Annotated in this window: 24 protein-coding genes; 9 read left to right on the top strand and 15 right to left on the bottom strand. The window is 64.2% G+C overall.

Translation table 11 applies throughout. The features are described 5' to 3' along the window. Positions 1-23 precede the first annotated feature (23 nt). The 4 genes from metA to Q0094_RS13245 all read left to right on the top strand — a co-directional run bounded on the left by metA (position 24) and on the right by Q0094_RS13245 (position 3652). Positions 24-968 carry a homoserine O-succinyltransferase gene (gene metA / locus Q0094_RS13260; RefSeq protein ID WP_297620452.1) on the top strand — a complete coding sequence of 315 codons (945 nt, stop codon included), beginning with the start codon at positions 24-26 and terminating at the stop codon, positions 966-968. After that, a complete protein-coding gene (locus tag Q0094_RS13255; protein ID WP_297620450.1) occupies positions 965-2017 on the top strand; it encodes an alpha/beta hydrolase in 1053 nt (350 codons plus the stop codon). The genes metA and Q0094_RS13255 overlap by 4 nt, the downstream gene beginning before the upstream one ends. Continuing rightward, the gene (locus Q0094_RS13250; RefSeq protein ID WP_297620448.1) at positions 2014-2631 is read left to right on the top strand and encodes a TetR/AcrR family transcriptional regulator; all 618 of its coding nucleotides are present in this window, start codon (positions 2014-2016) and stop codon (positions 2629-2631) included. Before Q0094_RS13255 ends, Q0094_RS13250 begins: the two co-directional genes overlap by 4 nt. A gap of 394 nt (positions 2632-3025) precedes the next feature. Next, positions 3026-3652, top strand: coding sequence for an invasion associated locus B family protein (locus tag Q0094_RS13245; protein WP_297620446.1), 627 nt, complete (start codon positions 3026-3028; stop codon positions 3650-3652). 72 nt (positions 3653-3724) lie between these two features. Here the strand turns inward: Q0094_RS13245 and Q0094_RS13240 are convergent, their stop codons facing one another. Genes Q0094_RS13240 through Q0094_RS13225 form a run of 4 tightly spaced genes read right to left on the bottom strand, consistent with a single transcriptional unit; the run spans position 3725 to position 7980 of the window. Further along, a complete protein-coding gene (locus Q0094_RS13240; protein WP_297620444.1) occupies positions 3725-4936 on the bottom strand; it encodes a beta-ketoacyl synthase in 1212 nt (403 codons plus the stop codon). 4 nt (positions 4937-4940) lie between these two features. Continuing rightward, positions 4941-5210, bottom strand: a complete 270-nt coding sequence (locus Q0094_RS13235; protein WP_297620442.1) for an acyl carrier protein — start codon at positions 5208-5210, stop codon at positions 4941-4943. Positions 5211-5240: 30 nt separating this feature from the next. Beyond that, positions 5241-6338: a UDP-3-O-(3-hydroxymyristoyl)glucosamine N-acyltransferase gene (lpxD, locus tag Q0094_RS13230; protein WP_297620440.1), complete on the bottom strand. Its 1098-nt coding sequence runs from the start codon at positions 6336-6338 to the stop codon at positions 5241-5243. Between the two features lie 40 nt (positions 6339-6378). Further along, positions 6379-7980, bottom strand: coding sequence for a L,D-transpeptidase family protein (locus Q0094_RS13225; RefSeq protein ID WP_297620438.1), 1602 nt, complete (start codon positions 7978-7980; stop codon positions 6379-6381). Positions 7981-8385: 405 nt separating this feature from the next. Between Q0094_RS13225 and Q0094_RS13220 the strand changes: the two genes are divergently transcribed. The 3 genes from Q0094_RS13220 (at position 8386) to msrA (ending at position 10023) form a co-directional block, all read left to right on the top strand. Then, complete coding sequence (locus Q0094_RS13220; protein WP_297620436.1) at positions 8386-8931, top strand: DUF882 domain-containing protein; 546 nt, start codon at positions 8386-8388, stop codon at positions 8929-8931. A gap of 136 nt (positions 8932-9067) precedes the next feature. Then, positions 9068-9517: a peptide-methionine (R)-S-oxide reductase MsrB gene (gene msrB / locus Q0094_RS13215; RefSeq protein WP_297620434.1), complete on the top strand. Its 450-nt coding sequence runs from the start codon at positions 9068-9070 to the stop codon at positions 9515-9517. Then, a complete protein-coding gene (gene msrA / locus Q0094_RS13210; protein ID WP_297620432.1) occupies positions 9514-10023 on the top strand; it encodes a peptide-methionine (S)-S-oxide reductase MsrA in 510 nt (169 codons plus the stop codon). The genes msrB and msrA overlap by 4 nt, the downstream gene beginning before the upstream one ends. A 51-nt stretch (positions 10024-10074) precedes the next feature. On the opposite strand, the gene Q0094_RS13205 is transcribed toward msrA, so the two are convergent. The 4 genes from Q0094_RS13205 to pufB form a co-directional block, all read right to left on the bottom strand. Continuing rightward, a complete protein-coding gene (locus tag Q0094_RS13205) occupies positions 10075-11124 on the bottom strand; it encodes a PucR family transcriptional regulator (protein ID WP_297620430.1) in 1050 nt (349 codons plus the stop codon). Beyond that, positions 11121-12608: a PucC family protein gene (locus Q0094_RS13200; RefSeq protein WP_297620429.1), complete on the bottom strand. Its 1488-nt coding sequence runs from the start codon at positions 12606-12608 to the stop codon at positions 11121-11123. The genes Q0094_RS13205 and Q0094_RS13200 overlap by 4 nt, the downstream gene beginning before the upstream one ends. 120 nt (positions 12609-12728) lie before the next feature. Then, positions 12729-13058 carry a light-harvesting protein gene (locus Q0094_RS13195; protein WP_297620428.1) on the bottom strand — a complete coding sequence of 110 codons (330 nt, stop codon included), beginning with the start codon at positions 13056-13058 and terminating at the stop codon, positions 12729-12731. A gap of 13 nt (positions 13059-13071) precedes the next feature. Next, positions 13072-13227 (bottom strand): light-harvesting antenna LH1, beta subunit, encoded by a 156-nt coding sequence (gene pufB / locus Q0094_RS13190; protein WP_297620427.1) that lies wholly within the window; start codon positions 13225-13227, stop codon positions 13072-13074. 392 nt (positions 13228-13619) lie between these two features. On the opposite strand from pufB, the gene Q0094_RS13185 reads away from it, so the two are divergent. Further along, positions 13620-14249, top strand: a complete 630-nt coding sequence (locus Q0094_RS13185; protein WP_297620426.1) for a GntR family transcriptional regulator — start codon at positions 13620-13622, stop codon at positions 14247-14249. 9 nt (positions 14250-14258) lie between these two features. Here Q0094_RS13185 and Q0094_RS13180 read toward each other — a convergent pair whose 3' ends face one another. Further along, positions 14259-15338 carry an Ldh family oxidoreductase gene (locus tag Q0094_RS13180; RefSeq protein WP_297620425.1) on the bottom strand — a complete coding sequence of 360 codons (1080 nt, stop codon included), beginning with the start codon at positions 15336-15338 and terminating at the stop codon, positions 14259-14261. A gap of 110 nt (positions 15339-15448) precedes the next feature. Between Q0094_RS13180 and Q0094_RS13175 the strand changes: the two genes are divergently transcribed. Next, complete coding sequence (locus Q0094_RS13175; protein ID WP_297620424.1) at positions 15449-16240, top strand: aldolase/citrate lyase family protein; 792 nt, start codon at positions 15449-15451, stop codon at positions 16238-16240. Here Q0094_RS13175 and Q0094_RS13170 read toward each other — a convergent pair. The 6 genes from Q0094_RS13170 to Q0094_RS13145 form a co-directional block, all read right to left on the bottom strand. After that, the gene (locus Q0094_RS13170; RefSeq protein ID WP_297620423.1) at positions 16237-16761 is read right to left on the bottom strand and encodes a chromate transporter; all 525 of its coding nucleotides are present in this window, start codon (positions 16759-16761) and stop codon (positions 16237-16239) included. The two genes, Q0094_RS13175 and Q0094_RS13170, sit on opposite strands and share 4 nt — an antisense overlap. Beyond that, positions 16754-17353, bottom strand: coding sequence for a chromate transporter (locus Q0094_RS13165; protein WP_297620422.1), 600 nt, complete (start codon positions 17351-17353; stop codon positions 16754-16756). Before Q0094_RS13165 ends, Q0094_RS13170 begins: the two co-directional genes overlap by 8 nt. A gap of 153 nt (positions 17354-17506) precedes the next feature. Then, positions 17507-18727, bottom strand: a complete 1221-nt coding sequence (locus Q0094_RS13160) for a mandelate racemase/muconate lactonizing enzyme family protein (RefSeq protein WP_297620421.1) — start codon at positions 18725-18727, stop codon at positions 17507-17509. Between the two features lie 110 nt (positions 18728-18837). Then, positions 18838-19293 (bottom strand): cytochrome c maturation protein CcmE, encoded by a 456-nt coding sequence (ccmE, locus tag Q0094_RS13155; protein WP_297620420.1) that lies wholly within the window; start codon positions 19291-19293, stop codon positions 18838-18840. A gap of 144 nt (positions 19294-19437) precedes the next feature. After that, entirely contained in the window at positions 19438-20259 is an 822-nt protein-coding gene (locus Q0094_RS13150; protein WP_297620417.1) for an aspartate/glutamate racemase family protein, read from the bottom strand. After that, complete coding sequence (locus tag Q0094_RS13145) at positions 20259-21203, bottom strand: lysophospholipid acyltransferase family protein (protein WP_297620414.1); 945 nt, start codon at positions 21201-21203, stop codon at positions 20259-20261. The genes Q0094_RS13150 and Q0094_RS13145 overlap by 1 nt, the downstream gene beginning before the upstream one ends. Positions 21204-21262: the final 59 nt, after the last annotated feature.

Raw genomic sequence — 21262 nt, 5'->3', positions numbered from 1 at the left:
CCCCTTTCAGGACGATTGATCCCATGCCCATAAAACTGCCCACGACCCTTCCCGCCTTTGACGTGCTCAAGCGCGAGGGCGTGATGGTCATGGGGGCCGATGTGGCCGACAAGCAAGATATCCGCCCGCTCCGGATCGGCCTGTTGAACCTGATGCCCAAGAAGATCCAGACCGAGACGCAATTTGCCCGGCTGATCGGGGCCACGCCGCTGCAGGTGGAATTGTCGCTCATCCGCATGACCGACCATGAAACCCGCAACACCGCCGCCGAGCACATGGAGGAATTCTACCGCCCCTTTGCCGATGTGGCCGCCACGGGTGAAAAATTCGACGGGCTGATCATCACCGGCGCGCCCATCGAACATCTGCCCTTCGAGGCGGTCACCTATTGGCCGGAACTCCAACAGGTCTTTGACTGGACCCAGACCCATGTGCATTCCACCTTTGGCGTGTGCTGGGGCGGGATGGCGATGATCAACCATTTCCACGGGGTCGCCAAACATATCCTTCCGCACAAGGCCTTTGGCTGTTTCCGCCATCGGGTGCTGGAACCCGCCTCGCCCTATCTGCGCGGCTTTTCGGATGATTTCGTGATCCCCGTCAGCCGCTGGACCGAAATGCGCCAACCCGAGATCGACGCCGTGCCGGGGCTTGCCACCTTGATCGGGTCCGATCAGGCCGGCCCCTGTCTGGTCGAAGATCGCGCCCGGCGCGCGCTCTATATCTTCAACCATTTCGAATATGACAGCGACACGCTGAAACAGGAATATGACCGCGACATCGGCAATGGCACGCCGATCAACGTGCCGATGAACTACTATCCCGACAACGACCCCAGCCGCCCGCCGCAGAACCGGTGGCGCAGCCATGCGCACCTGCTTTATGGCAACTGGGTGTCCGAGATGTATCTGACCACGCCCTTCGACATGGCCGAGATCGGGCAACGCTCGACCGACTGGCGGATATGAAGGCTGCCCTGATACTTGCGGGGCTTTTGGCGATATTCTGGGCCCTGACCCTGTGGAAGGCCGCCCGCCACGAAGCCCGCGCACGCGCCAGCCATCCGCCGCTGGGCGGCTTTGTGACGGTAGGGCGCGCACGGCTGCATCTTTTGCAAGCCGGTGCAGGCCCCGATATCGTGCTGATCCACGGGGCCAGTGGCAACATGCGCGATTTCACCCATGATTTGATGGGGCGCCTGACCGACCGCTACCGGGTCACGGTGCTGGATCGCCCCGGTCTTGGCCATTCCGACCGGCTGGATCGCGACGGGGCCAGCATCTTTGAACAGGCCGATTGCCTGATCGACGCGCTGGGCCAGATCGGCGTCACGCAGGCCTTGGTGCTGGGCCATTCCTATGGCGGCGCTGTGGCACTGGCCATGGCCACGCGCCATCCCAAGCATGTGGCGGGGCTGATCTTGCTGGCCGCCGCATCGAACCCCTGGACCACGCCGCTTTCGCGCTACTACCGGGTGCTGTCGCATCCTGTCGGGCAATGGCTGGCCGCGCCGCTGTTGACGGCTTGGGTGCCAGATCGCGTTGTCACCGACGCCATCGCGCAAATCTTTGCCCCCCAGCCGATCCCGCCCGGCTACGCGCAGCATATCGGCGCGGGCCTGAGCTTGCAGCGGCGCGCGTTGCGCGAAAACGCGCTTCAACGCGCCGCGCTGCTCCCCGAGATCGTGCAGATGCTGCCTGATTACGCATCCCTCGATCTGCCGGTCGAAATCCTGCACGGCGATCAGGATACCACCGTGGGGCTGGCCATCCATTCCGAACCGCTGGCCCGCCAGATCAGGGGGGCGACGCTTTGCGTCATGACGGGGGTGGGCCATGCCCCCCATCATGCCGATCCCACACGCGTCGTGGCCGCCATTGAACGCGCGTCAGATCGCGCCCGATTGCGTCAAGGCGCATCCGGGCATAATGTCAAAGCCTGTAACATCCCATGCCGGGCGGCGGGCCACATATCCGCGCGGGCCATCGGCCGTGTGATCGGCCATGAGGACACATGACCAAACGCGGCTATCACCATGGAAATCTCAGACAGGCGCTGGTTGATGCCGCACTCCTGTTGATCGAGGAGCTGGGCCCGACGGGCTTTACCCTGTCCGAGGCGGCCAAGACCGCCGGGGTGACGCCCGCGGCGGTCTATCGCCATTTCGAGGGCCGCGACGACCTGATCGCGGAATGCGCGCTTCAGGGCCACGCGATCTTTGCCGATCTGATGGAACATGCCTATGCCAGCGGGCAGCCCTCGGCCTTGGCTGCATTCGAGGCGACGGGGCGGGCCTATCTGGCCTTTGCCCGCAGGTTTCCCGGCCATTACATGGCGATGTTCGAAAGCGGAACCTCGGTCAACGCCACGCCGCAACTGGCCGCAGCCGCAGCCAGATCGCGTGACGTGCTGGAGCGGGCCGCCATCGCCTTGTCACAGCACATCGCCCCGGAAAAGCGCCCGCCGCCCGCCATGTTTTCGGCCCATGTCTGGGCGATGAGCCATGGCGTTGTCGACTTGTTCGCCCGCGGACGACCCGGCGCTGCGGCACCGTTTTCGCCCGAAGATCTGTTGGAGGCAGGGATCGGCATCTATCTGCGCGGTCTGGGGCTGATCGGCCCCGATGCCTGACCGCAACCCGGCGCGGCCGCTGTCGCAATCCCTGCGCCCGATGTCTTGGGGCTTGCGGCTTGCGGCTTGCGGCTTGCGGCGGGTCCGCGGGCTTGCTGGAACTGGCCAGTTGACGGATCCAATGTCGTGCCTTAACCTTTCCGTCATAATGTCGGCCAGTCCGGCAGGGAGTGAAAAAAACGTGGCAAAGGGTCCGGTCTTCGGGCCCTTTCGCTTTTTTGCCGCGCGCAGGCCCATGACCCGGCGCAGAAAAGCGAACATGCGCGCGCGCGGTTGGGCAAAACGTCGCCGTGATCAGCATCCGGCACGATCGGTTTTGCCCCTGACAGCGTGCATGCGGCATGCTAGCCAAGCCGCGACGCCCGCAGGGGGCGCCGCAGAGGAGTTTCATCACATGTCATCCCGGCTTGTTTTGCGGATGGGCCTGATCGCTGGGCTGTGTCTTGCACCTTTGGCCGCCTTGTCGCAGGCCAGCACACAGACCCAAGCCACGGCCGAGCCCCAGGTGGGCCAGACCTACAGTGCCGAAACGCATGGTGATTGGGAAATTCGTTGCATCCGCGCCGAGCAGGGCATGCCAGAGCCCTGCCAGCTTTACCAATTGCTGCGCGACGCCAATGGCGGGGCGGTGGCCGAATTCAACGTGTTTGACCTGCCCGACGAGGGGCCGCTTGTCGCGGGCGCCACAATTGTGACGCCGCTCGACACCTTGCTGACGCCCGGTTTGCGGGTGCGGGTGGATGAGGGGCCTTGGTCGGATCATCCGTTTTCCTTTTGCCAGCCTGTTGGATGCTTTGCCCAACTTGGGCTTACGGCGGAAGATCTGGATGGGTTTCGGCAAGGCCAAGCGGCAAATGTGGCGCTGGTTCCGCTGCCCGCGCCCGATCAACTGGTGCAACTGAATGTCTCGCTGCGGGGCTTTACGGCGGGATTTGCGGCGCTGATGGTGCGCCATGAGGCGGCATTGGCACTGGCAGAGCAGCTTCGCCAAGCCGAAGGCACCGCCCCGCCCGCACAGTAGGCGCGGGTTCACCACGGTCTGAGCAAAAAAGCGCCCCGCCCGCCTTGGCGGGGCGTTGCGCGCTGCACAGGGTCACGGCGCGCGGCGCAAGGCCAGCACAGCGTTGAACCCGCCAAAGGCAAAGGCATTGGAAAGGCAGGCCTCGACCCGCGCCTCGCGCGCGACATTGGGCACCACATCGAGCGCACATTCAGGGTCGGGTTCCTCATAACCGATGGTGGGCGCGATGACCCCATCCCTGAGCGCCATGATACAGGCCAAAAGCTCGACCGCCCCGGTGCCACCGATCAGATGGCCATGCATCGATTTGGTGGACGAAATCATCAGATCATCGGCGTGATGGCCAAAGGCATCGGCCACGGCGGCGCATTCGACCTTGTCATTGGCGGCCGTTCCGGTGCCATGGGCATTGATATAGGCCACATCCGACGGGTTGAGCCGGGCATCTTTCAGCGCGCCCGCAATGGTGCGTGCGGCGCCCTGTTTGGAGGGCATGACGATATCGGCCGCATCCGAGGTCATGGCAAAGCCCACCACCTCGGCCAAGATTTCTGCGCCGCGCTTTCGGGCATGCTCGAAATCCTCGAACACGAACACTGCCGCACCTTCGCCCTGCACCATGCCATTTCGGTTGGCGCTGAACGGGCGGCAGGCATCCTTGGACATCACGCGCAGACCCTCCCAGGCCTTGATGCCGCCAAACGACAGCATCGCCTCGGACCCGCCCGTGACCATCACATCGGCGATGCCGCTGCGGATAAGCTGGAACGCCAGCCCCATCGCATGGTTGGACGACGCACAGGCGGTCGCCACCGAGAAACTGGGCCCCTTGAGGTTCCATTCCATCGACACATGCGACGCGGCCGCGTTGTTCATCAACTTGGGCACGACAAAGGGGTGAACGCGGTTCTTGCCCTCTTCATAGACCGTGCGATAGTTTTCATCCCATGTGTTGACGCCGCCCCCGGCCGTGCCCAGCACAACACCCGAGCGCGCCGACAATTCCCCCGCAAAGATCAGCCCCGCCCCATCAAGCGCCTGACGCGCGGCGATCAGCGTGAATTGCGTGAACCGATCATAAAGAGCGATCTGTTGGCGATTGAACAGCGCTTCGGCATCGTAGCCCTTGACCTGTGCGCCGATGCGGATCGACAGGCGGTCGACATCGCGCAGATCCAAATCCGCGATGCCGCACCGCCCCTCGCGCATGGCGGCAAGGGTGCTGGGCACGTCGTGACCAAGCGCGTTGATCGTGCCTTGCCCGGTGATGACGACACGGCGCATCGGATCAGACGCTTTTCTGCGCGGCAACCAGCCCCTCGACGGCCGCGATGATGGATGCGACAGAGGAGATGTCGAATTCGCTCTGGTCAGGCGCATTGGCATTGAAGGGGATCTGGATGTCGAAGGCTTCTTCGATGGCAAAGATCGATTCCACCAACCCAAGGCTGTCGATGCCCAGATCGGCCAGGCTCGCCTCGGGCGTGACATCGCCGGGTTCCAGCACCGCCTGTTCGGCGATGATCGCGATCACCTTGTCGCGGACGCTTTCGGTCATGGCCCTACCCCGTGCTTGGATAAGGCTGCATTACGGCGTCTTGTCGGTCTTGGAAACGGCTTTTTGCAGATCGGCCACCGCTTTGGCCAGCCGCGGCAGGCGGCGCAGGCCCTTGTACATCTCGATCTGGGTTTCCATCCGCACAGCCGGATAGCCCAACAGCGCGCGGCCCGGCGGCACGGTGGACAAGATGATCGTCGATGCCCCGGTCACCACATCCGATCCGATTTCCAGATTGTCGGCCACGCCCGTCTGGCCGCCCAGGACCACACGATCCCCGATCCTGACCGATCCTGCGATGCCAACCTGACCGCACAAGAGACAATCGCGCCCGATGCGGACATTGTGGCCGACATGCACCATGTTGTCGAGCTTGGTGCCATCCCCGATCATGGTATCGGCGATGGTGCCGCGATCCACGGTGGCATTGGCGCCGATTTCCACATCATCGCCGATCTGGACCGAACCCAGCGAATGGATGCGCCGCCAGCCTTGCGGCGGGGCGGCGCCGTCATCTTGCCCAAGGCTTGCGCGGATGCGCTCGGCCTGGCTTGGCTCGGCGGTGACGAAGCTGAAGCCATCCGCCCCGATCACGCAATTGGGCTGCAAGATCGCGCGCGCGCCGATCACCACGCGCGCGCCGATGCGCGCACCTTGCAAGATCAACGCATCATCCCCCACGCGCGCGCCCTCGGCGATGGAAACATGGCTGGCGATGCGCGCGCGCGCGCCGATGACCGCGCCGGGTCCGATCACCACAAAGGGGCCGATGGCAGCCCCCGCCCCGATCCGGGCCGTGGGATCGATCACGGCGCTGGGGTGGATGCCTTCTGCGATCACAGGGCCCTGATCCATCACCTGCGTGATGCCCGCCATGGCCAGCCTCGGGCGCGGCGCAAGGATCGCGGCCTCAAGCCCCAACGCTTGCCAATCCATGCCGGCGCCGATCACCGCCGCGCGCGCCGCGCCTTGTGCCAGGGCCGCCGCATAGCCGGGCCGCATCGCCATCGCCAGATCCATGGGACCAGCCTTGGCCGGTTCGGCCACGCCTGTCACCACGATGTCGAGCGCGCCGAAAGCCACAGCGTTGAGCGCTGCGGCGATATCCCTGATCGAATGCCCTGCCATGGTCGTGCCCGCCCCGCAAACAGCCTGTGCCGGGGCACGATTAACTGGAAGCCTCGGGCATGACCACCCCGAGCGACTGGATCGCCCGGCTCAGGATCGCGTTCCGCCCATAGATATCGGCCCGGGTCCGCAAGCGGCCATCGGTTTCGACCCATGCGGTCCAATAGGTCAGATGCACCGGAATGTGCTGGTCGAGATGCAGATATGTCTCGCGGCCAGAGGCAAGAATGCCCTGGAACTGGCGCTGCGGATCATCGCTTTGCCGGGCCAGCAGATGATAGGCGAAGTCATGCGGGTCCGCCAACCGGATGCAGCCCGAGGAAAACGCCCGCACCTCGCGGTCCATCAGATGCTGATCGGGGGTGTCATGCAGATAGATGGCGTGGCGGTTGGGAAACATGAACTTGACCGTTCCCAAGGCATTGTTCGGCCCCGGCGGCTGGCGCAGATCAAAGGGGAAACTGCTTGTCGAATACAGGCTCATGTCGATGGTGGCGGGGTCGATGGGGCGCCCGCCGGACAGGATTTCCATATAGGTGGCTTCCCCTGCCAGAATGCCGGGGATGTAGCTGCGCCGGGCAATGGACCGCGGCACATGCCAGCTTGGGTTGATGACCATATATTCCATCTCGTCCGAGAATTCGGGCGTCTGACGGTCACGCGCGCCGATGACCGAGCGGGTGATAAAGCTCAGCTCGCCATTGTCGATGACGCGGGTGTGGAAATCGGCCAGGTTCACGAATATCAGCCGGTCATGCAGCTGGCCATCATTGATCCAGCGCATCCGCTCCATCGTCAAGACGACGTCGTTCCAGTGATCTTCGACCGAGCGGTTCAGCGCCGCAAGGGTCTTGGCGCCGGCGATGCCATCGGCTGTCAGGCCGCTGTCGACCTGAAACGCCATCACCGCCGCTTGCAACCGCACATCGAAGGCGACGCTTGCCGTTTGTTCCAAATAGCCCAGACGGATCAACCGATTGCGCATCTGCACCACGCCCGGGCCCAGATCGCCCGGACGCAAGACCTCGGCCTGCACCGTTTCCCCGTAACCGCCCGCGCGCGCCACCGCCTCAAGCTCAAGCTTGGCGCGCATCAGCCGATTATAGGCGGGGCCTTGCGGTGGCAGGGACGCCATGAACCGGTGTGGATCGGCCTTCAGAAAGGCCAGCATCAGCGCATGGGGATCACGGTGCGGCTGGTCTTGAAAGATATCGGGAATGATCCGCGACGGATCCAGAAAACCGCCATGCACATCGCGGGCATAGCGCAAAAAGATGGTACTGGCCAAGACATCGGCCTTGCCGCGCAACCATGGGTTGGTGGCATCGACCAAGGCCTGACGCAGCGCGTCGATCTGGTAGCGCGCCACGGGCAGGCCATGATGATCCGCCTGGTCAAGCGCGCGCAGCAGCGCGGTGCGGCGGTCGGCTGCATCGGCCGTGGTCCAGACCGGCTCGAAATCGCGGTCACGATAAAAAGCCTGCAACGCCGCATCGCTGGCCGAAGCCTCGGCGATGGCCAACCTGAGGGCAGGCAGGCTTTGCGCCGCAGCGGCAGGTGTGGGCATCACCCCCGCACCCGTCAGCGCCAAAAGCGCCACCCAGACCGACAGAACAGACACACGAGCAAATCGGAAGAGCATGACGGGCGACATCCATTCAGACAAAGCGTTCCGCGCCAGCAAAGAGCAAATGCTGAAGCGCAGCGTAACAGTTTGACAACGCTTTTGGTTTAGCCACCAGTGCATGAGTGAGCTTTCTTGTTCAATGTTGCCCGCCAGCCGCAGGCCCTGGGCCCTGCGGGGGCGCCCGGACATGGGCCAAGTGCCAAGGCGGGGTCCGCGACCGCTGACGAACGGCGGAAAATTGCCGAAAACTGAAAAAAACCGCCCCACACCGATCACTGAGTCTTTTCGAATAGTTTCGGCTGTGCAATGCTTTGTGAAGTGCCTGTGGGGGGTATGCAAACGACGGCTCCGTCTCAAGGGGCCGCATCTATAATGAATCAGGCAAGATATGGGGCATTTGACACAATGACAGATACGACGATGACGCGCCGCACCTTGCTGCGTGCCTTCGCCGCGACCGCTGTGACGGCGGCGCCTGTGATGGCGAATGCAGCAGGGTTCTTGCGGGGCGCGGGCGACATTCGGCGTCTGCGCATGAGCAACGGTCGGGCCGGCGAACGTCTTGACATGGTGTATTGGATCGATGGCGATTACATCCGCCCCGCGATGGAAGAGATCGATTTCTTCATGCGCGACTGGCGCGATGGCACCACCCACCGGATCGATGCGCGTGCCATCGATATCATGGCGGCCGCCCATAATCTGCTCGACACCTCCGAGCCCTATACCTTGCTGTCGGGTTACCGCAGCCCGGCGTCGAACGCGATGCTGCGCAGCCGTTCGTCGGCTGTGGCGCGCAATTCGCTGCACATGCGTGGTGAAGCCGCCGATCTTCGGTTGAGTTCGCGCACGGTGACACAGATTTTCAATGCGGCGCGCTCTTGCAACGCGGGCGGCGTCGGACGGTATGCGCAGTCGAACTTTGTCCACATGGATTGTGGCGATGTGCGTGCCTGGGGCGGGTGAGCGACACCTTTCCTTTTGCATCCGAAACACGCACCCCGTGGCCCCGCCCCGGGGTGTTTTGTTTCCGGGCCGGGATTGGACAGACCCCGATGCGCGCCCCATATACCACCCTGACATGCCAGATCAGGACCCCGAGATGACCCGATATACCAAAGATGCCGCGACCATTGCGCGGCTGACCCCCGAACAATACCGCGTCACGCAAGATGCGGGCACCGAACGCCCCGGCACGGGCGCCTATCTGCACAACAAGGCAGCGGGCATCTATGTGGACATCGTCTCGGGCGAGCCGCTCTTTGCCTCCAGCGACAAGTACGACTCCGGCTGTGGCTGGCCCAGCTTTACCAAGCCGATCGTGCCCGCCCATGTCGTCGAATTGCGCGATGTCAGCTACGGCATGATCCGAACCGAGGTGCGATCCAGGCATGGCGACAGCCATCTGGGCCATGTCTTTCCCGATGGTCCGCGCGACCGGGGGGGATTGCGCTATTGCATCAACTCGGCCTCGCTGCGCTTTGTGCCCCGCGACGACATGGTGGCCGAGGGCTATGGGGATTATCTTGATCAGGTGGAGGATATCGCATGAGCATCGAGCGCGCCGTTCTGGCGGGGGGGTGTTTTTGGGGGATGCAGGAATTGATCCGCCACAAGCCGGGCGTGGTGGCAACCCGCGTGGGCTATTGCGGCGGCGATGTGGCGAACGCCACCTATCGCAATCACGGCAGCCATGCCGAAGCGATCGAAATCCTGTTCGATCCGGCCAGGATCAGCTACCGCGACATCCTTGAATTCTTTTTTCAGATCCATGATCCGTCCACCCCCAATCGTCAGGGCAATGATCGCGGACCCAGCTATCGCTCGGCCATCTACTATGCGGATGCGGCGCAACAAGCCGTGGCGCTGGACACCATCGCCGATGTGAACGCCTCGGGCCTGTGGCCGGGACCGGTCGTGACCGAGCTGGCAGCCCTGGGCCCCTTCTGGGAGGCCGAGCCTGAGCATCAGGATTATCTCCAACGCCTGCCGCATGGCTACACCTGCCATTTCGTGCGGCCGGGCTGGGTGCTGCCCAAGCGCGCCGCCGCCGAATGACAAAAGGCCGGGCGCGATGCCCGGCCTTTCCTCGTTCCTGCCTGTCCGCGATCAGCGCGATTGAATGGTTGGCAAGCCCAGCAGACGCGAAAAGGAAAAGCGCTTGTCCGCATCGGGTGCCGGGGTCGAACTGCGGGTAACAAGCGGCAAGATCGCATCGGCCATCCGCGCATGCGGCGGGAAAATCGACCCGGTAAAGGGCTTGCGACGGCTGATCAACGGGATCGGGAAATTCGCCATCCGCGCATGCCGGCCAAAGATCGAGCCGGTAAAGGGCTTGCGTTCGCTGAGCAGCGGAATGGGGAAATTGGCCATCCGCGGCCCATCCGGGATCAAGGCATTCGCCCCCTGCGGCCCATTGATCAGCAAGGGAAAGGGAACGCTCGCCATGCGGGTGTGGCGCCCGATCACGGTGCCGGTAAAGGGCTTGCGACGGCTGATCAACGGGATCGGGAAATTCGCCATCCGCGCATGCAGGCCGAAGATCGACCCGGTAAAGGGCTTGCGGCGGCTGATCAGCGGGATCGGAAAATTGGCCATCCGCGCATGCCGGCCAAAGATCGAGCCGGTATAGGGCTTGCGATCGCTGAGCAGCGGAATGGGGAAATTGGCCATATGCCCATGCGGGGGAATGACCGACACGGTCGAGGGCTTTCGACGGCTGATCAACGGGATCGGCCAATTGGCCATGTGAAAGGTGGTGGTGCCCGGCACGCGCGGGCGCGTCAGCATCAGCGGATGATCGCCAAGCACCGTATTGGGGCGACCGACCTTGGTATCCTTGATCAGGACTTCCTCGATCAGCCCGCCCATGTCGGCGGCCCCCATCGCGGCGGTGACCTCGCGGGTGATCCGCCCGACGCTGAGCGGCTTGTGGCCTGCGCGGACAAGCAAGACGGCACCGCCGCCGGCAAGCTTTTGCGCATAGGCCGCGGCCGTCGCGGGCGCGACCTGCGCAGCATCCAGCCGGGCGGCAAGGCCTTCGGCCTGGTCGAACAGATCGATGATGCGTGGCGATAACCGGTGAATATCGACCAGCTCTTGCCGGACACGCCGAGCGATCTCGGCGCTGCCGAAATACCGCGTGATTATCTTGGTCATGGGTATCCCCTCGTTGATGCCGCCGCGGTTCCAACGTGGCAGGCTGCATTGGCTACGGAAGGATCCGGTCTATCCTGCGCAGGACGATAGTGCGTTGTCTGGAAAAGTCCCGCCTCACGGCGCCGCAAAACGAAAAATACCGCAAGCGTCAGGGCAAGGAAGGCGAACTCCAGAGCAAAGATGGGGGTATAGGGTGCTTCGGGCCGCATTTCGGGCGCATTGGTCATGGCCGCGATGACATCGCGGATCACGCCGCCAAGCGCCACGGCGATGCCGGCCGATGTCGCTTGCACGGCACCCCATGCCCCAAGCGCCAGCCCAACCTGCGCGCGCGGCGCGCGGCGCATCGTGGCCGTCAGCGTGCCGTGGCCGAAAAGCCCCGCGCCCAAACCGGCCAACCCCGTGCCGATGACAAACAGCGTGACCGCGCCCAAGGGCCCCGCCGCTATGATCAGCGCAAAGGCCGGAAGGCCCAACAGCGTGCCCCACCATGCGACATCGACCGGATCGGCCCCGTCGAGCAACACGCGTGAAGCGATGGCAAAGCCCACCAGACCGCCCGCCGCCAACACGGCCGTCAGCCGCGTCGTGGTGGCCACGGCCATATCCAGCACCTGTCCGCCATAGGGTTCCAACACCACATCGGCCATGCCAAAGCCCATGGTCCCCAAGGCGATCACCACCAACAGCCCCACCGCTGTGCGCCCCTGCACGAAAAGCCGCCACGCATCGCGGAATTCGGGCTGGGTCTGAACACTGGCGGCCCGCGCACGGTCGCGCGGTTCTTGCTTCCAGAGCGCGATGATGTTCAGCGCCACGGTGATGACGGCCGCGCCTTGCACGACCTGAATCAACCGGCCCGGCGTATAGGGGTCCAGCAGCCAGCCAAAGACCAGCGCCGATCCGATCATGCCCAGCAGCAGCATCACATACATCAGGCCCACGACCTTGGGCTGTTCGTCGACCGACACCAGATCGGTGGCCAGTGCCAGCCCCACGGTCTGAACCGTGTGAATGCCCGCGCCCACCAGCAAGAACGCCAGCGCCGCCGCTGACTGGCCGATCCAGACCGGCGCATCGGCCGCCTGATCATAGCCAGAAAGAACCAACAGCGCGAAGGGCATGATGGCAAAGCCGCCAAATTGCAGCATCGTCCCTTTCCAGATGTAGGGAACGCGCCGCCAGCCAAGGGCGGATCGGTGAATGTCGGATCTGTAGCCGATCAGCGCGCGAAAGGGGGCAAAGACCAGCGGCAGCGCGATCATCAGCCCCACCAGCGTCGCAGGCACGGCCAGTTCCACGATCATCACGCGATTGAGCGTGCCCACCAGCAGCACCAGCGCCATGCCGACCGTCACCTGAAACAGTGACAGCCGCAACAGGCGCGACAAGGGCACCCCCTCGGTCGCGACATCCGCAAAGGGCAGAAAGCGCGGGCCGATGGTCTGGATCTTGCTCAGCGCTGTGTCGCGGAAACGTGCCATGGGATGTCCGAATGCCATTTCGCCCATGTGCCGGGGGCGGGCCGGGATCGGGTCGGGGGTGCGGGATCAGCCGCGGCCTCCGACCCGTGTGTCACGGTCGTTCTGCATTGGATCGGCCCCTTACCGCAGCGCGGCTTGGGTCAGATCGTCCATCACCAGTGTTGCGCTGCGCCCGTCGGGCAAGATCACGCGCATCATTTGCGTGCCGTCGGCATGGGTTTCGATATACATGGGCAGGGTTGTCGCATCGGCCGATGCCGGCAAGATCGCCTGCTCGGTCTGAAGCGCGGCGCTACCGCCGGCGGAGGCGCCGGACAGGAAATCGGCAACCCATGTCGTGTTGCTCAGGACCGCCACATGGACGGCGAAAGAACCCACGGCCACAGCGCCCAGAAACAAGGGAACGCCCACGGTCGGTTTGACCACGAGCCACATCTTTGCGTTGTTCAAGACATGCCCTCCTTCAGCCGAGCCACGGGGTGGACACGGCGACCAGCACATGCGCCAGAAGCGCGATCGCGCCAAAAACGCGGGTACCGTCGATGAGGTAGCTATGCACCTCTTCAGCTTCTTTCAGGGTAAGGCCAGTCGGCCAGACCTTTTCGGGATCGTTGGACATCCTTCGCCCCTCCTTTCCATCATGGTTAGTTGGCGTGCGACATGCAGCGCCACTCCGGGGATTGTGCGCATATTGACGCACGGGCCCTGGCGACAGAGTGTCATTCTAGATTTACAACTTCAACTGTAAATTTTAAGTGACACATTTAATTCTCTAACGTTGTGTCATCCTTGAAGAACTTGTTTCAGCGGACGGCAAAAAACCCATGAAAAGATCGTTGTCAGCGCAAAGACCCTTGAAAAAATGACGACTCACGCCGCTTGTGATGCCCCCAAAGGGTTTTGCCTTGTGCCGGGCGGCTTTACCCATGGGGCATCCGGGCGGTATAGCTGTTGCACAAAACAGGCAGGCCAAAGGGCGCGCCTGCCCGACCAGATGAAAGGTCTAGCACCATGTCGATCGCGCAAAAGGTCTATGAGTCCTTCATCGATGGCTTGCGCACCGGCGCCTTTCGGCCAGGCGATCGCATCCGCGCCGAGGATGTGGCCAAATCCTTTGATGTCAGCCGCACCCCCGTGCGTGAGGCGCTGTCGCGGCTGCAGGAACGCGGGTTGTTGCAGATGACCAGCACCGGGCTTGCCGTGACCCAGCTTGACCGGATGGCCGTGCTGGAACTTTATGCCGTGCGCGAATTGATGGAGGGCAGCGCCGCCCGGTTCGCGGCCCAGCATGCCTCGGTTTCGGATCTGTTCACCATGCGCCAGATTGCCGAAGCCTTTGCCGCAACCGACCCCGATGATCCGGCGCGCGTGGCGCAACTCAACCGTGCCTTTCACGCCGCGATCTACGAGGCGGCCCACAACACGTTTCTGCTGACCATCCTTGATGGCATGCATGACACGCTGATGCTGTTGCCCAGCACCACCTTTGCCGTGGACGGGCGGCAGGGCTGCGCGGTGGGCGAACATCTGGCCATCCTTGACGCCATCGAACGCCGCGATCCCGATGCCGCCGATGATCTGGCCCGCAGCCATATCCGCCACGCCCGCGACACACGGCTGGGGATGATGTTTCAGTATTGATCCGATCGGCTACAGCCCATGGGGCAGGCTGATACCCCCGGCGCGCGCCAGATCGACCAACGGCGCCAGATCATCCCGGCGATAGGGAATGCCATGGGCCAGACGCTCGGCCTCGCGCAGGGCCTCTATCTCACCGGGCATGAAGATCTGATCGGCGCCTTCGGCCAGCGGGTTGGCCTTGACGCGTGTCACCAGATCGCCCATGCGCGCCGCGATCTCGTCGGCGGGCAAGAACAGATCGGGGCGCATCACAAGGATGAAATGACCCACACCTTGCGGTCGGTCAAAGCGCTTGTATTGATCGCCCACCTCACCGCCATAGCGCGCCCCGGTCAGCACGCCGCACAAGATATCCATCATCATCGACATCCCCGCCCCCTTGGGCCCGCCGATGGGCAACAGCACCCCCCCCGCCATGGCGGCTTGCGCATCGGTGGTGTCGCGCCCCGCGGCATCCAGCGCCCAGCCCTCGGGGATCGGCCGCCCCTCGCGCGCGGCCTTGCGGATCTTGCCACGCGCCACGACACTGGGCGCCATATCCAGCACAAAGGGAACCGATCCCGGTGCCGGCACCCCCACCGCGAACGGCGAGGTGCCAAACATCTCGGCCCGCCCGCCCCAAGGCGGCATCGCAGGCGAGGCATTGGTATAGACCATTGCGGCAAAACCAGCCTCGATCGCTTGCAGCAGATAATTGGCCGCCATGCCGAAATGGGTGGAATTGCGCACCCCGATCAGGCCCAGCCCCATCTGGCGTGCCATGGCGATGCCATGATCCACCGCACGGCTGGCCACCACGAAACCCAGGCCGTTCTGGCCATCGAGCCGCGCGGCCGCAGGTGCCACCGTCTCGAACACCAGCGCCGGGGCAGGATCGACCAGCCCCCGCGCGATGCGGTCAAGATACCCCGGCAACCGCACCATGCCATGGGTGTCAACACCGCGCAGATCGGCGCGCACCAGACAGCGGGCGGCGATTGCGGCATCGGCTTGCGGCACGCGGGCGGCCACCAGCAGATCCGCGGCCAAGCCTTCGGCCGCCTGCCGCTCCAGCGTGATCGTCGCCCCCTGCCCGTCTGTGGCCGCCATGTTCGCCCCTGCCTGTCTTGCCCTGTTGGACACGGATGAATACACCTGCATGCATGATTGTCGAGCCGGTCACATCCCGCCCGGATCTCCACGCCCCCGAAAGGATGCCCATGTCGGCCCATCGCTATGAAAACCCGCTCAAGGTCAAACTTGCCCAAGGCGCCGCCGTGCTGGGCATGAGCGTGCGAATGGTGCGCACGGGTGACATCGCGCGGATCGCCCGGGCGTCGGGACATGATTTCTTGTTCATCGACACGCAGCACGCGATCTTTGGGCTGGAATCGATCCATGCCATCGCCCAGACCGCCATCGCCATCGGCGTGTCCCCCTTGGTGCGGGTGCGCGGGATCGGCGACCCCGATGTGTCGCTCATGCTCGACAATGGGGTGCAAGGGATCATCTATCCCGATATCGACACCCCCGAACAGGCCGCCCGCGCGGTCGAAATCTGCAAATTCCCGCCCCTCGGACGGCGGGCCATGTCGGGCGGCTACATGATGGTCGATTTCGAGGGTCTTCCGCCGGGCCAGATCATCCCCATGCTCAATGCCGCCACGCTGGTGGGGGTGATGATCGAAACCCCCGAAGGGCTTGAGAATGTCGAAAAAATCGCCGCCGTCCCGGGGGTCGACGTGATCCATGTGGGCACCAATGATCTGCTGGTGAACATGGGCCTGACGGGTCAATTCGACGCCCCCGAAATCCTGAGCGCGCAGGCCCGTGTCAACCGGGCCTGCGCGGCCAATGGGATCATTGCGGGCTGTGGCGGCAATCGGTCGGTCGAACGACAGGCAGCCGCCATCAGGGGCGGCGCGCGCTTCTTGACCACACAGACCGATGTGGCCTTTCTTTCGGGCGCGGCCGGGGCTTGGGTGCAGGATCTGCGCCGAGCGGGTGCCTAGACAAGGCCCGCCGCACCCAAGATCGCGGCCAAGGCCAGAATGGCCAAGGGCGGCAAGCGCGTGCGCAGTGACAGGGCCGCGGCCCCGCCGGTGACGCACATCGCCACAGGGGTCACCGAGGCAGTCTGGGTCAGCAAGGCGGCGCTTGACGCCAAAAGCCCGACCGTCACCGGAACCAGCCCCTTGCGCAGCAACCCGAACCACCGCTGATCGGCCCAACGCGACCATCCCCGCGCCAGCAAGACCGACAAGATGAACGAGGGCAAAACGAACACCACGACCGCCAAGGCCCCGACCCACAGCCCCGCCATGCGCCAGCCCACCAAAGCCACGAAAATCGTGTTGGGACCCGGTGCGGCCTGTGCCAGTGCAAAAAGCGAGGCGAAATCCTCGGCCCCCATCCAGCCGTTTTCAACGACCACGACCCGCTGCAATTCCGCCACGACCACATAGATGCCGCCAATCGCCATCAGCGATTGCAGTATCAGATGCCCAAACAGGCTGAGAACAGCGTCATCCATCGCGCTGCATCCGCCACCATGTCAGCCCGACCGACACCGGCCCAAGTGCAAGCAGCACCCAGAACAGCGGGATGCGCAGCCATGCGATACTGGCCAGCACCAACAGGCCGATCCCGATGGCGATGGGGTTGCGGCGTTGCGGCCAGAACAGCCGCGCGGTGATGGCAATCAACAACCCCGCCGCCGCCGCCGCAATGGCACGCACCGCGCCCGCGACCGCGGGCAGATGCGAGAACCCCGCGTAAAGCGACCCCACCGCCAGCACAAGCATCACCGGCAACAGCAAAAGCCCCAGAACCGACATGAAAGCCCCCATCAGACCTTGGACCCGCATGCCCAGCACCATCGACATATTGACGATATTGGGGCCCGGCAAAACCTGACAGACGGCCAGCAATTCGGTGAATTCCTCGGGGTCAAGCCAGCCGCGCTTGTGCACCACCTCATGCACGAACACCGGCAACACACCGCCAAACCCGGTCATCCCCACGATCAGAAAACAGCGAAACAGCCCCCCCAGTGTGATGCCCCGCGCCGTGATGTCGGGGCGCGGGCTTTTGGCGGGTGCCGCCGGTGGAAGGTCAGGGGACAAGATCGATCATCCAACGGGATTGCCGCGTCACGGCAAGGGCTTGGCGGGTTCTGTGCGGGGCGCCCGCCCACCGCCGAGCAAGCGCATATCCATCAGGACACCGCCGAATGGTGGCGTATACCATGATCGGCGTCAAGCGGCCCTGCCGCGCGATCAATCAGCGGCACCGCCCGCAAAGGCGTTGCCGTTCTTCCAGTCGCAAGGCGCCTCTTGCATCTGAAGATGCAGTCCCGTGCCGCCATAGGCTTGCGCGCGTGCCAGCGCGTCATTGAGCTCGATGCCCAGACCCGGCGCCGTGGGGGCGGTGACAAATCCCTCTTCCACCTTGGGCCGCCCGGTGACCAGCGCCTCGTGAAACGGTGTCTCGATCGCCTCGACCATCAACAGGTTCGGACAGGCCACGCCCAGATGCACATTGGCCGCCCATTCGACGGGTCCTGCGTAAAGATGCGGCGCGATCTGGGCGCCATGCGCTTCGGCCAGAAGCGCGATCTTGCGCCCCTCCCAGATGCCGCCCGCGCGCCCGAGCGCCGGTTGCACGATGCGCACCCCGGCGCGCAGGGCCGCCGCAAATTCCAGCTTGCCGCACAGCCGCTCACCCACCGCCACCGGGATCGAGGTGGCGCGCGCGACCTCGGCCAGACCCGCGATATCATCGGGCGGGATCGGTTCCTCATACCACAGCGGGTCATGGGCTTCGATGGCACGCGCCAGCCGGATCGCGTGGCCCGGTGTGAACTGGCCATGTGTGCCGAACAACAGATCGGCCCGGTCGCCCACCGCCGCGCGGATCAACCCGCAAAACGCGGCCGACCGCGTGATGTCAGAGACCGCGGGCGCATGACCGCCCCGGATCGTATAGGGGCCGGCCGGATCGAATTTGACCGCCGTCCAGCCTTCGGCGACACGCGCGGCGGCGGCTTCGGCCTGTGCCGGCCCATCGACCCAGAAGCTCGCCCGTTCCTTGCCCGCTTCGGGATAAAGATAGGTATAGGCGCGCACCCGGTCGTTCATCCGCCCCCCCAGAAGCGCCCAGACCGGCCGCTCGCGCGCCTTGCCCAAGATGTCCCAGCACGCCATCTCAAGCCCCGAGAAGGCGCCGAACGCCGTGGGATCGGGCCGCTGGGTAAAGCCCGACGACCAGACGCGGCGCGACATCAGTTCGATATTCTCGGGGTTTTCGCCTTCCATATGGCGGGCAAACACATCCTCGATCACGGCCTGCATCGCCTTGGGGCCAACGGCGGCGGCATAGACCTCACCCAGGCCGGTGATGCCGCAGGCGGTCGTCACACGCACGATCAGCCAATAGCGCCCCCCCCATCCGGGCGGCGGCGGGGCCACGATGAAAACCTCGACATCCTTGAGTTGCATCGCCATCCTCCCTTGCGCGCCTTGCCGGCAGGCTAGCGCCCTCCAAAGCGCACCGATGGCACGAACGCGACAGGGAAAGGCGGCATTGCGCCCCGCCCCGCGCTGCAGCGTCAGCTTTCGGGGGCGCCGTCGCTCTGGCGATAGACGCCCTGCGCTTCGAGCGCCTCGATCACCTCGGCGGGCATGTATTCTTCGTCATGGCGGGCAAGGATTTCGGTTGCCTCGAACACGCCATTGACCAGCCGGCCGGTGCCCACCATCCCCTGACCTTCGCCAAACAGATCGGGCAGGATGCCGGTATAGGTCACGGGAATAGACGCGCCGCCATCGGTCACCAGAAAGCGGATCGTCTCACCCGCGTCGCGGATCAGGCTGCCATCCTCGACAAGCCCGCCGATGCGAAACACCTCATCTGGTGCGGGCGGGTTTTCGGCAACCTCGGACGGGGGGCGAAAGAAATTGATCCCGTCGCGCATGGCATAGCCGATCAGGGATGCCGACAGCACGAGGGCCAGGGTTGCCAGCATGACGATCTGGATACGGCGTTGTTTCTTCAGACCCCGCATGGGTGATGTTCTCCTCTGCGTCAGCGCGGGCGCACGCCAGACGGTCATGGGCCCGCCGCCGGGCTGATCATCCCAATTTGCGTGCAGAATGATCCCCTGTGAAGGGGGGCGTGCCAAAAAGCAGCAGCCGCGCGCGCGCCAGCCTCAGGGCATCTCGGCCTTTTGAAACTCGATCCGGCGGCGCAGGAATTGCGTGGCCTTGTTGGACACCGATTTCGGATTGCCCGTGGTCAGGAATTTCGACCCGCTGCCGCCACCCCGCTTGTCGGGATGGCGTGCCAGATAATCGGCCAAAGCTTCAGCCACCAGATCGGGCTGGGAATAGACCGCCACATCAGGCCCCAGCGCGTCGCGAAACACCTCTTCGACGAGCGGATAATGGGTGCAGCCCAAAATCGCGGCCTGCGGCTTGGGCATGCGGCGCAACAAGGCCTCGACATGGCTGCGCACAAGGGCATCGGCCAGGATCATGTCGCCCATCTCGATGGCATCGACCACACCGGCACAGGGCTGGGCCTCGACATCGACGCCTATGGCGCGAAAGGCCAGTTCGCGCTGAAAGGCGCGGCTCGACACGGTGGCAGGCGTGGCAAACAACGCCACAGTTTCCACGGCCACGGGGCGCGGGGGTGAATTGTCACCCCATTTGCGTTCGGTCAATGCCTCGATCAGCGGCACGAAAACGCCCAAGACGCGCTTGTCCTTGGGCACCCAGGATTCCTGCATCCGCCGCAAAGCCGCAGCCGATGCGGTGTTGCAGGCCAGGATCACCAGATCACAGCCTTCGTCGAACAGGCACTGCACCCCGCGCGTGGTCAATTGATAGATGTCATCGGCGTCGCGCACGCCATAGGGCGCATGGGCATTGTCGCCAAAATACACCAGCGCCGTGTCAGGCAAGCGGCCCGTGACCGCGTTCAGAACCGTCAATCCACCCAGACCGCTGTCGAAAATTCCCACCGCCATCAGTATCTGTCCCCCAGAATCTTGCGGGTGCGCACATCGGGGGCACTGCGCTCGCGGTGCCGATCCTCGAATTCAAAGCCGCGTGCAGTGGCATTGATCGGCCGCGGGCTAAGCCCATAGGTGGTTTCGCGCAGGAATTCCATCATCGCACGCGCATCGCCCACATAGGGCTCCAGCATCGCACGCGACATGGGCTGGCCCACCACCACCTCGACCGGGCTGTTCACCCGGGCGCGAAATTCCTTGATCAACAACCCCATGCGCAAGGTGGAATGCAGATGGCTCATCAGCTGGAAAAGCCGCGAATTGTGCCCGTCAAAAAACACCGGCACCACGGTCGCTTCGGATTTCGCGATCATCCGCGCGGTAAAGCTGCGCCAGCCGGGATCCATCGGTTGCCCAAAGGGACGCGCCGCCGTCGAAACGGTACCGCCGGGGAAAATGCCGATCGCGCCACCTTGCGCCAGATAGGCCAACGCGGTCTTGCGCGTCTCGATGTTGAGCGCGCGCGCCTGCTTGGTTTCATCAAAGGAGATGGGCAAGATGACCCGCTCGATATCCTCAGCCTTGCGAAACACGCGGTGGGCAAGAATGCGGAAATCGCCCCGTACATGGCTCAGGATATGGCCCATCATCAGCCCGTCCAGAATGCCATAGGGATGGTTGGCGATCAGCACCAGCGGGCCGTCACGCGGGATCATCTCGAGCGATCCGCCCACCACCTTCAGATCAAGCCCGTAGCGCTCCACCATGACCTGCCAGAAATCGCGCCCCTCGCGCACCTCGCTGTCATAGCCTTGGGCGCGCTTGATCAGCGCCAGCCGCCCGGTCGCATTCTCCATCACCCGGATCATCGCGCGCCCGCCAAGCGAGACGGCCGAAGACGCGTAGGAAATCTCGCGCGCAACGGCGCGATGGGGATCTTGCGGGGTATGGCGGGGCATGGCGGATCCTGTCGGGGGCGATGTGTTGCGGTGATCTAGGCCAAACCGCCCGAGTCGGT

The organism is uncultured Roseicyclus sp., assembly GCF_937892565.1.
Lineage (GTDB): Bacteria > Pseudomonadota > Alphaproteobacteria > Rhodobacterales > Rhodobacteraceae > Roseicyclus.
This window is presented reverse-complemented; position numbering and strand designations above follow the sequence as displayed.

Bases quoted from the DNA above. Each gene is read 5' to 3' on its own strand.
- metA (WP_297620452.1), top strand. From the start codon at position 24: ATGCCCATAAAACTGCCCACGACCCTTCCCGCCTTTGACGTGCTCAAG.
- Q0094_RS13255 (WP_297620450.1), top strand. From the start codon at position 965: ATGAAGGCTGCCCTGATACTTGCGGGGCTTTTGGCGATATTCTGGGCC.
- Q0094_RS13250 (WP_297620448.1), top strand. From the start codon at position 2,014: ATGACCAAACGCGGCTATCACCATGGAAATCTCAGACAGGCGCTGGTT.
- Q0094_RS13245 (WP_297620446.1), top strand. From the start codon at position 3,026: ATGTCATCCCGGCTTGTTTTGCGGATGGGCCTGATCGCTGGGCTGTGT.
- Q0094_RS13240 (WP_297620444.1), bottom strand. From the start codon at position 4,936: ATGCGCCGTGTCGTCATCACCGGGCAAGGCACGATCAACGCGCTTGGT.
- Q0094_RS13235 (WP_297620442.1), bottom strand. From the start codon at position 5,210: ATGACCGAAAGCGTCCGCGACAAGGTGATCGCGATCATCGCCGAACAG.
- lpxD (WP_297620440.1), bottom strand. From the start codon at position 6,338: ATGGCAGGGCATTCGATCAGGGATATCGCCGCAGCGCTCAACGCTGTG.
- Q0094_RS13225 (WP_297620438.1), bottom strand. From the start codon at position 7,980: ATGCTCTTCCGATTTGCTCGTGTGTCTGTTCTGTCGGTCTGGGTGGCG.
- Q0094_RS13220 (WP_297620436.1), top strand. From the start codon at position 8,386: ATGACGCGCCGCACCTTGCTGCGTGCCTTCGCCGCGACCGCTGTGACG.
- msrB (WP_297620434.1), top strand. From the start codon at position 9,068: ATGACCCGATATACCAAAGATGCCGCGACCATTGCGCGGCTGACCCCC.
- msrA (WP_297620432.1), top strand. From the start codon at position 9,514: ATGAGCATCGAGCGCGCCGTTCTGGCGGGGGGGTGTTTTTGGGGGATG.
- Q0094_RS13205 (WP_297620430.1), bottom strand. From the start codon at position 11,124: ATGACCAAGATAATCACGCGGTATTTCGGCAGCGCCGAGATCGCTCGG.
- Q0094_RS13200 (WP_297620429.1), bottom strand. From the start codon at position 12,608: ATGGCACGTTTCCGCGACACAGCGCTGAGCAAGATCCAGACCATCGGC.
- pufB (WP_297620427.1), bottom strand. From the start codon at position 13,227: ATGTCCAACGATCCCGAAAAGGTCTGGCCGACTGGCCTTACCCTGAAA.
- Q0094_RS13185 (WP_297620426.1), top strand. From the start codon at position 13,620: ATGTCGATCGCGCAAAAGGTCTATGAGTCCTTCATCGATGGCTTGCGC.
- Q0094_RS13180 (WP_297620425.1), bottom strand. From the start codon at position 15,338: ATGGCGGCCACAGACGGGCAGGGGGCGACGATCACGCTGGAGCGGCAG.
- Q0094_RS13175 (WP_297620424.1), top strand. From the start codon at position 15,449: ATGTCGGCCCATCGCTATGAAAACCCGCTCAAGGTCAAACTTGCCCAA.
- Q0094_RS13170 (WP_297620423.1), bottom strand. From the start codon at position 16,761: ATGGATGACGCTGTTCTCAGCCTGTTTGGGCATCTGATACTGCAATCG.
- Q0094_RS13160 (WP_297620421.1), bottom strand. From the start codon at position 18,727: ATGCAACTCAAGGATGTCGAGGTTTTCATCGTGGCCCCGCCGCCGCCC.
- ccmE (WP_297620420.1), bottom strand. From the start codon at position 19,293: ATGCGGGGTCTGAAGAAACAACGCCGTATCCAGATCGTCATGCTGGCA.
- Q0094_RS13150 (WP_297620417.1), bottom strand. From the start codon at position 20,259: ATGGCGGTGGGAATTTTCGACAGCGGTCTGGGTGGATTGACGGTTCTG.
- Q0094_RS13145 (WP_297620414.1), bottom strand. From the start codon at position 21,203: ATGCCCCGCCATACCCCGCAAGATCCCCATCGCGCCGTTGCGCGCGAG.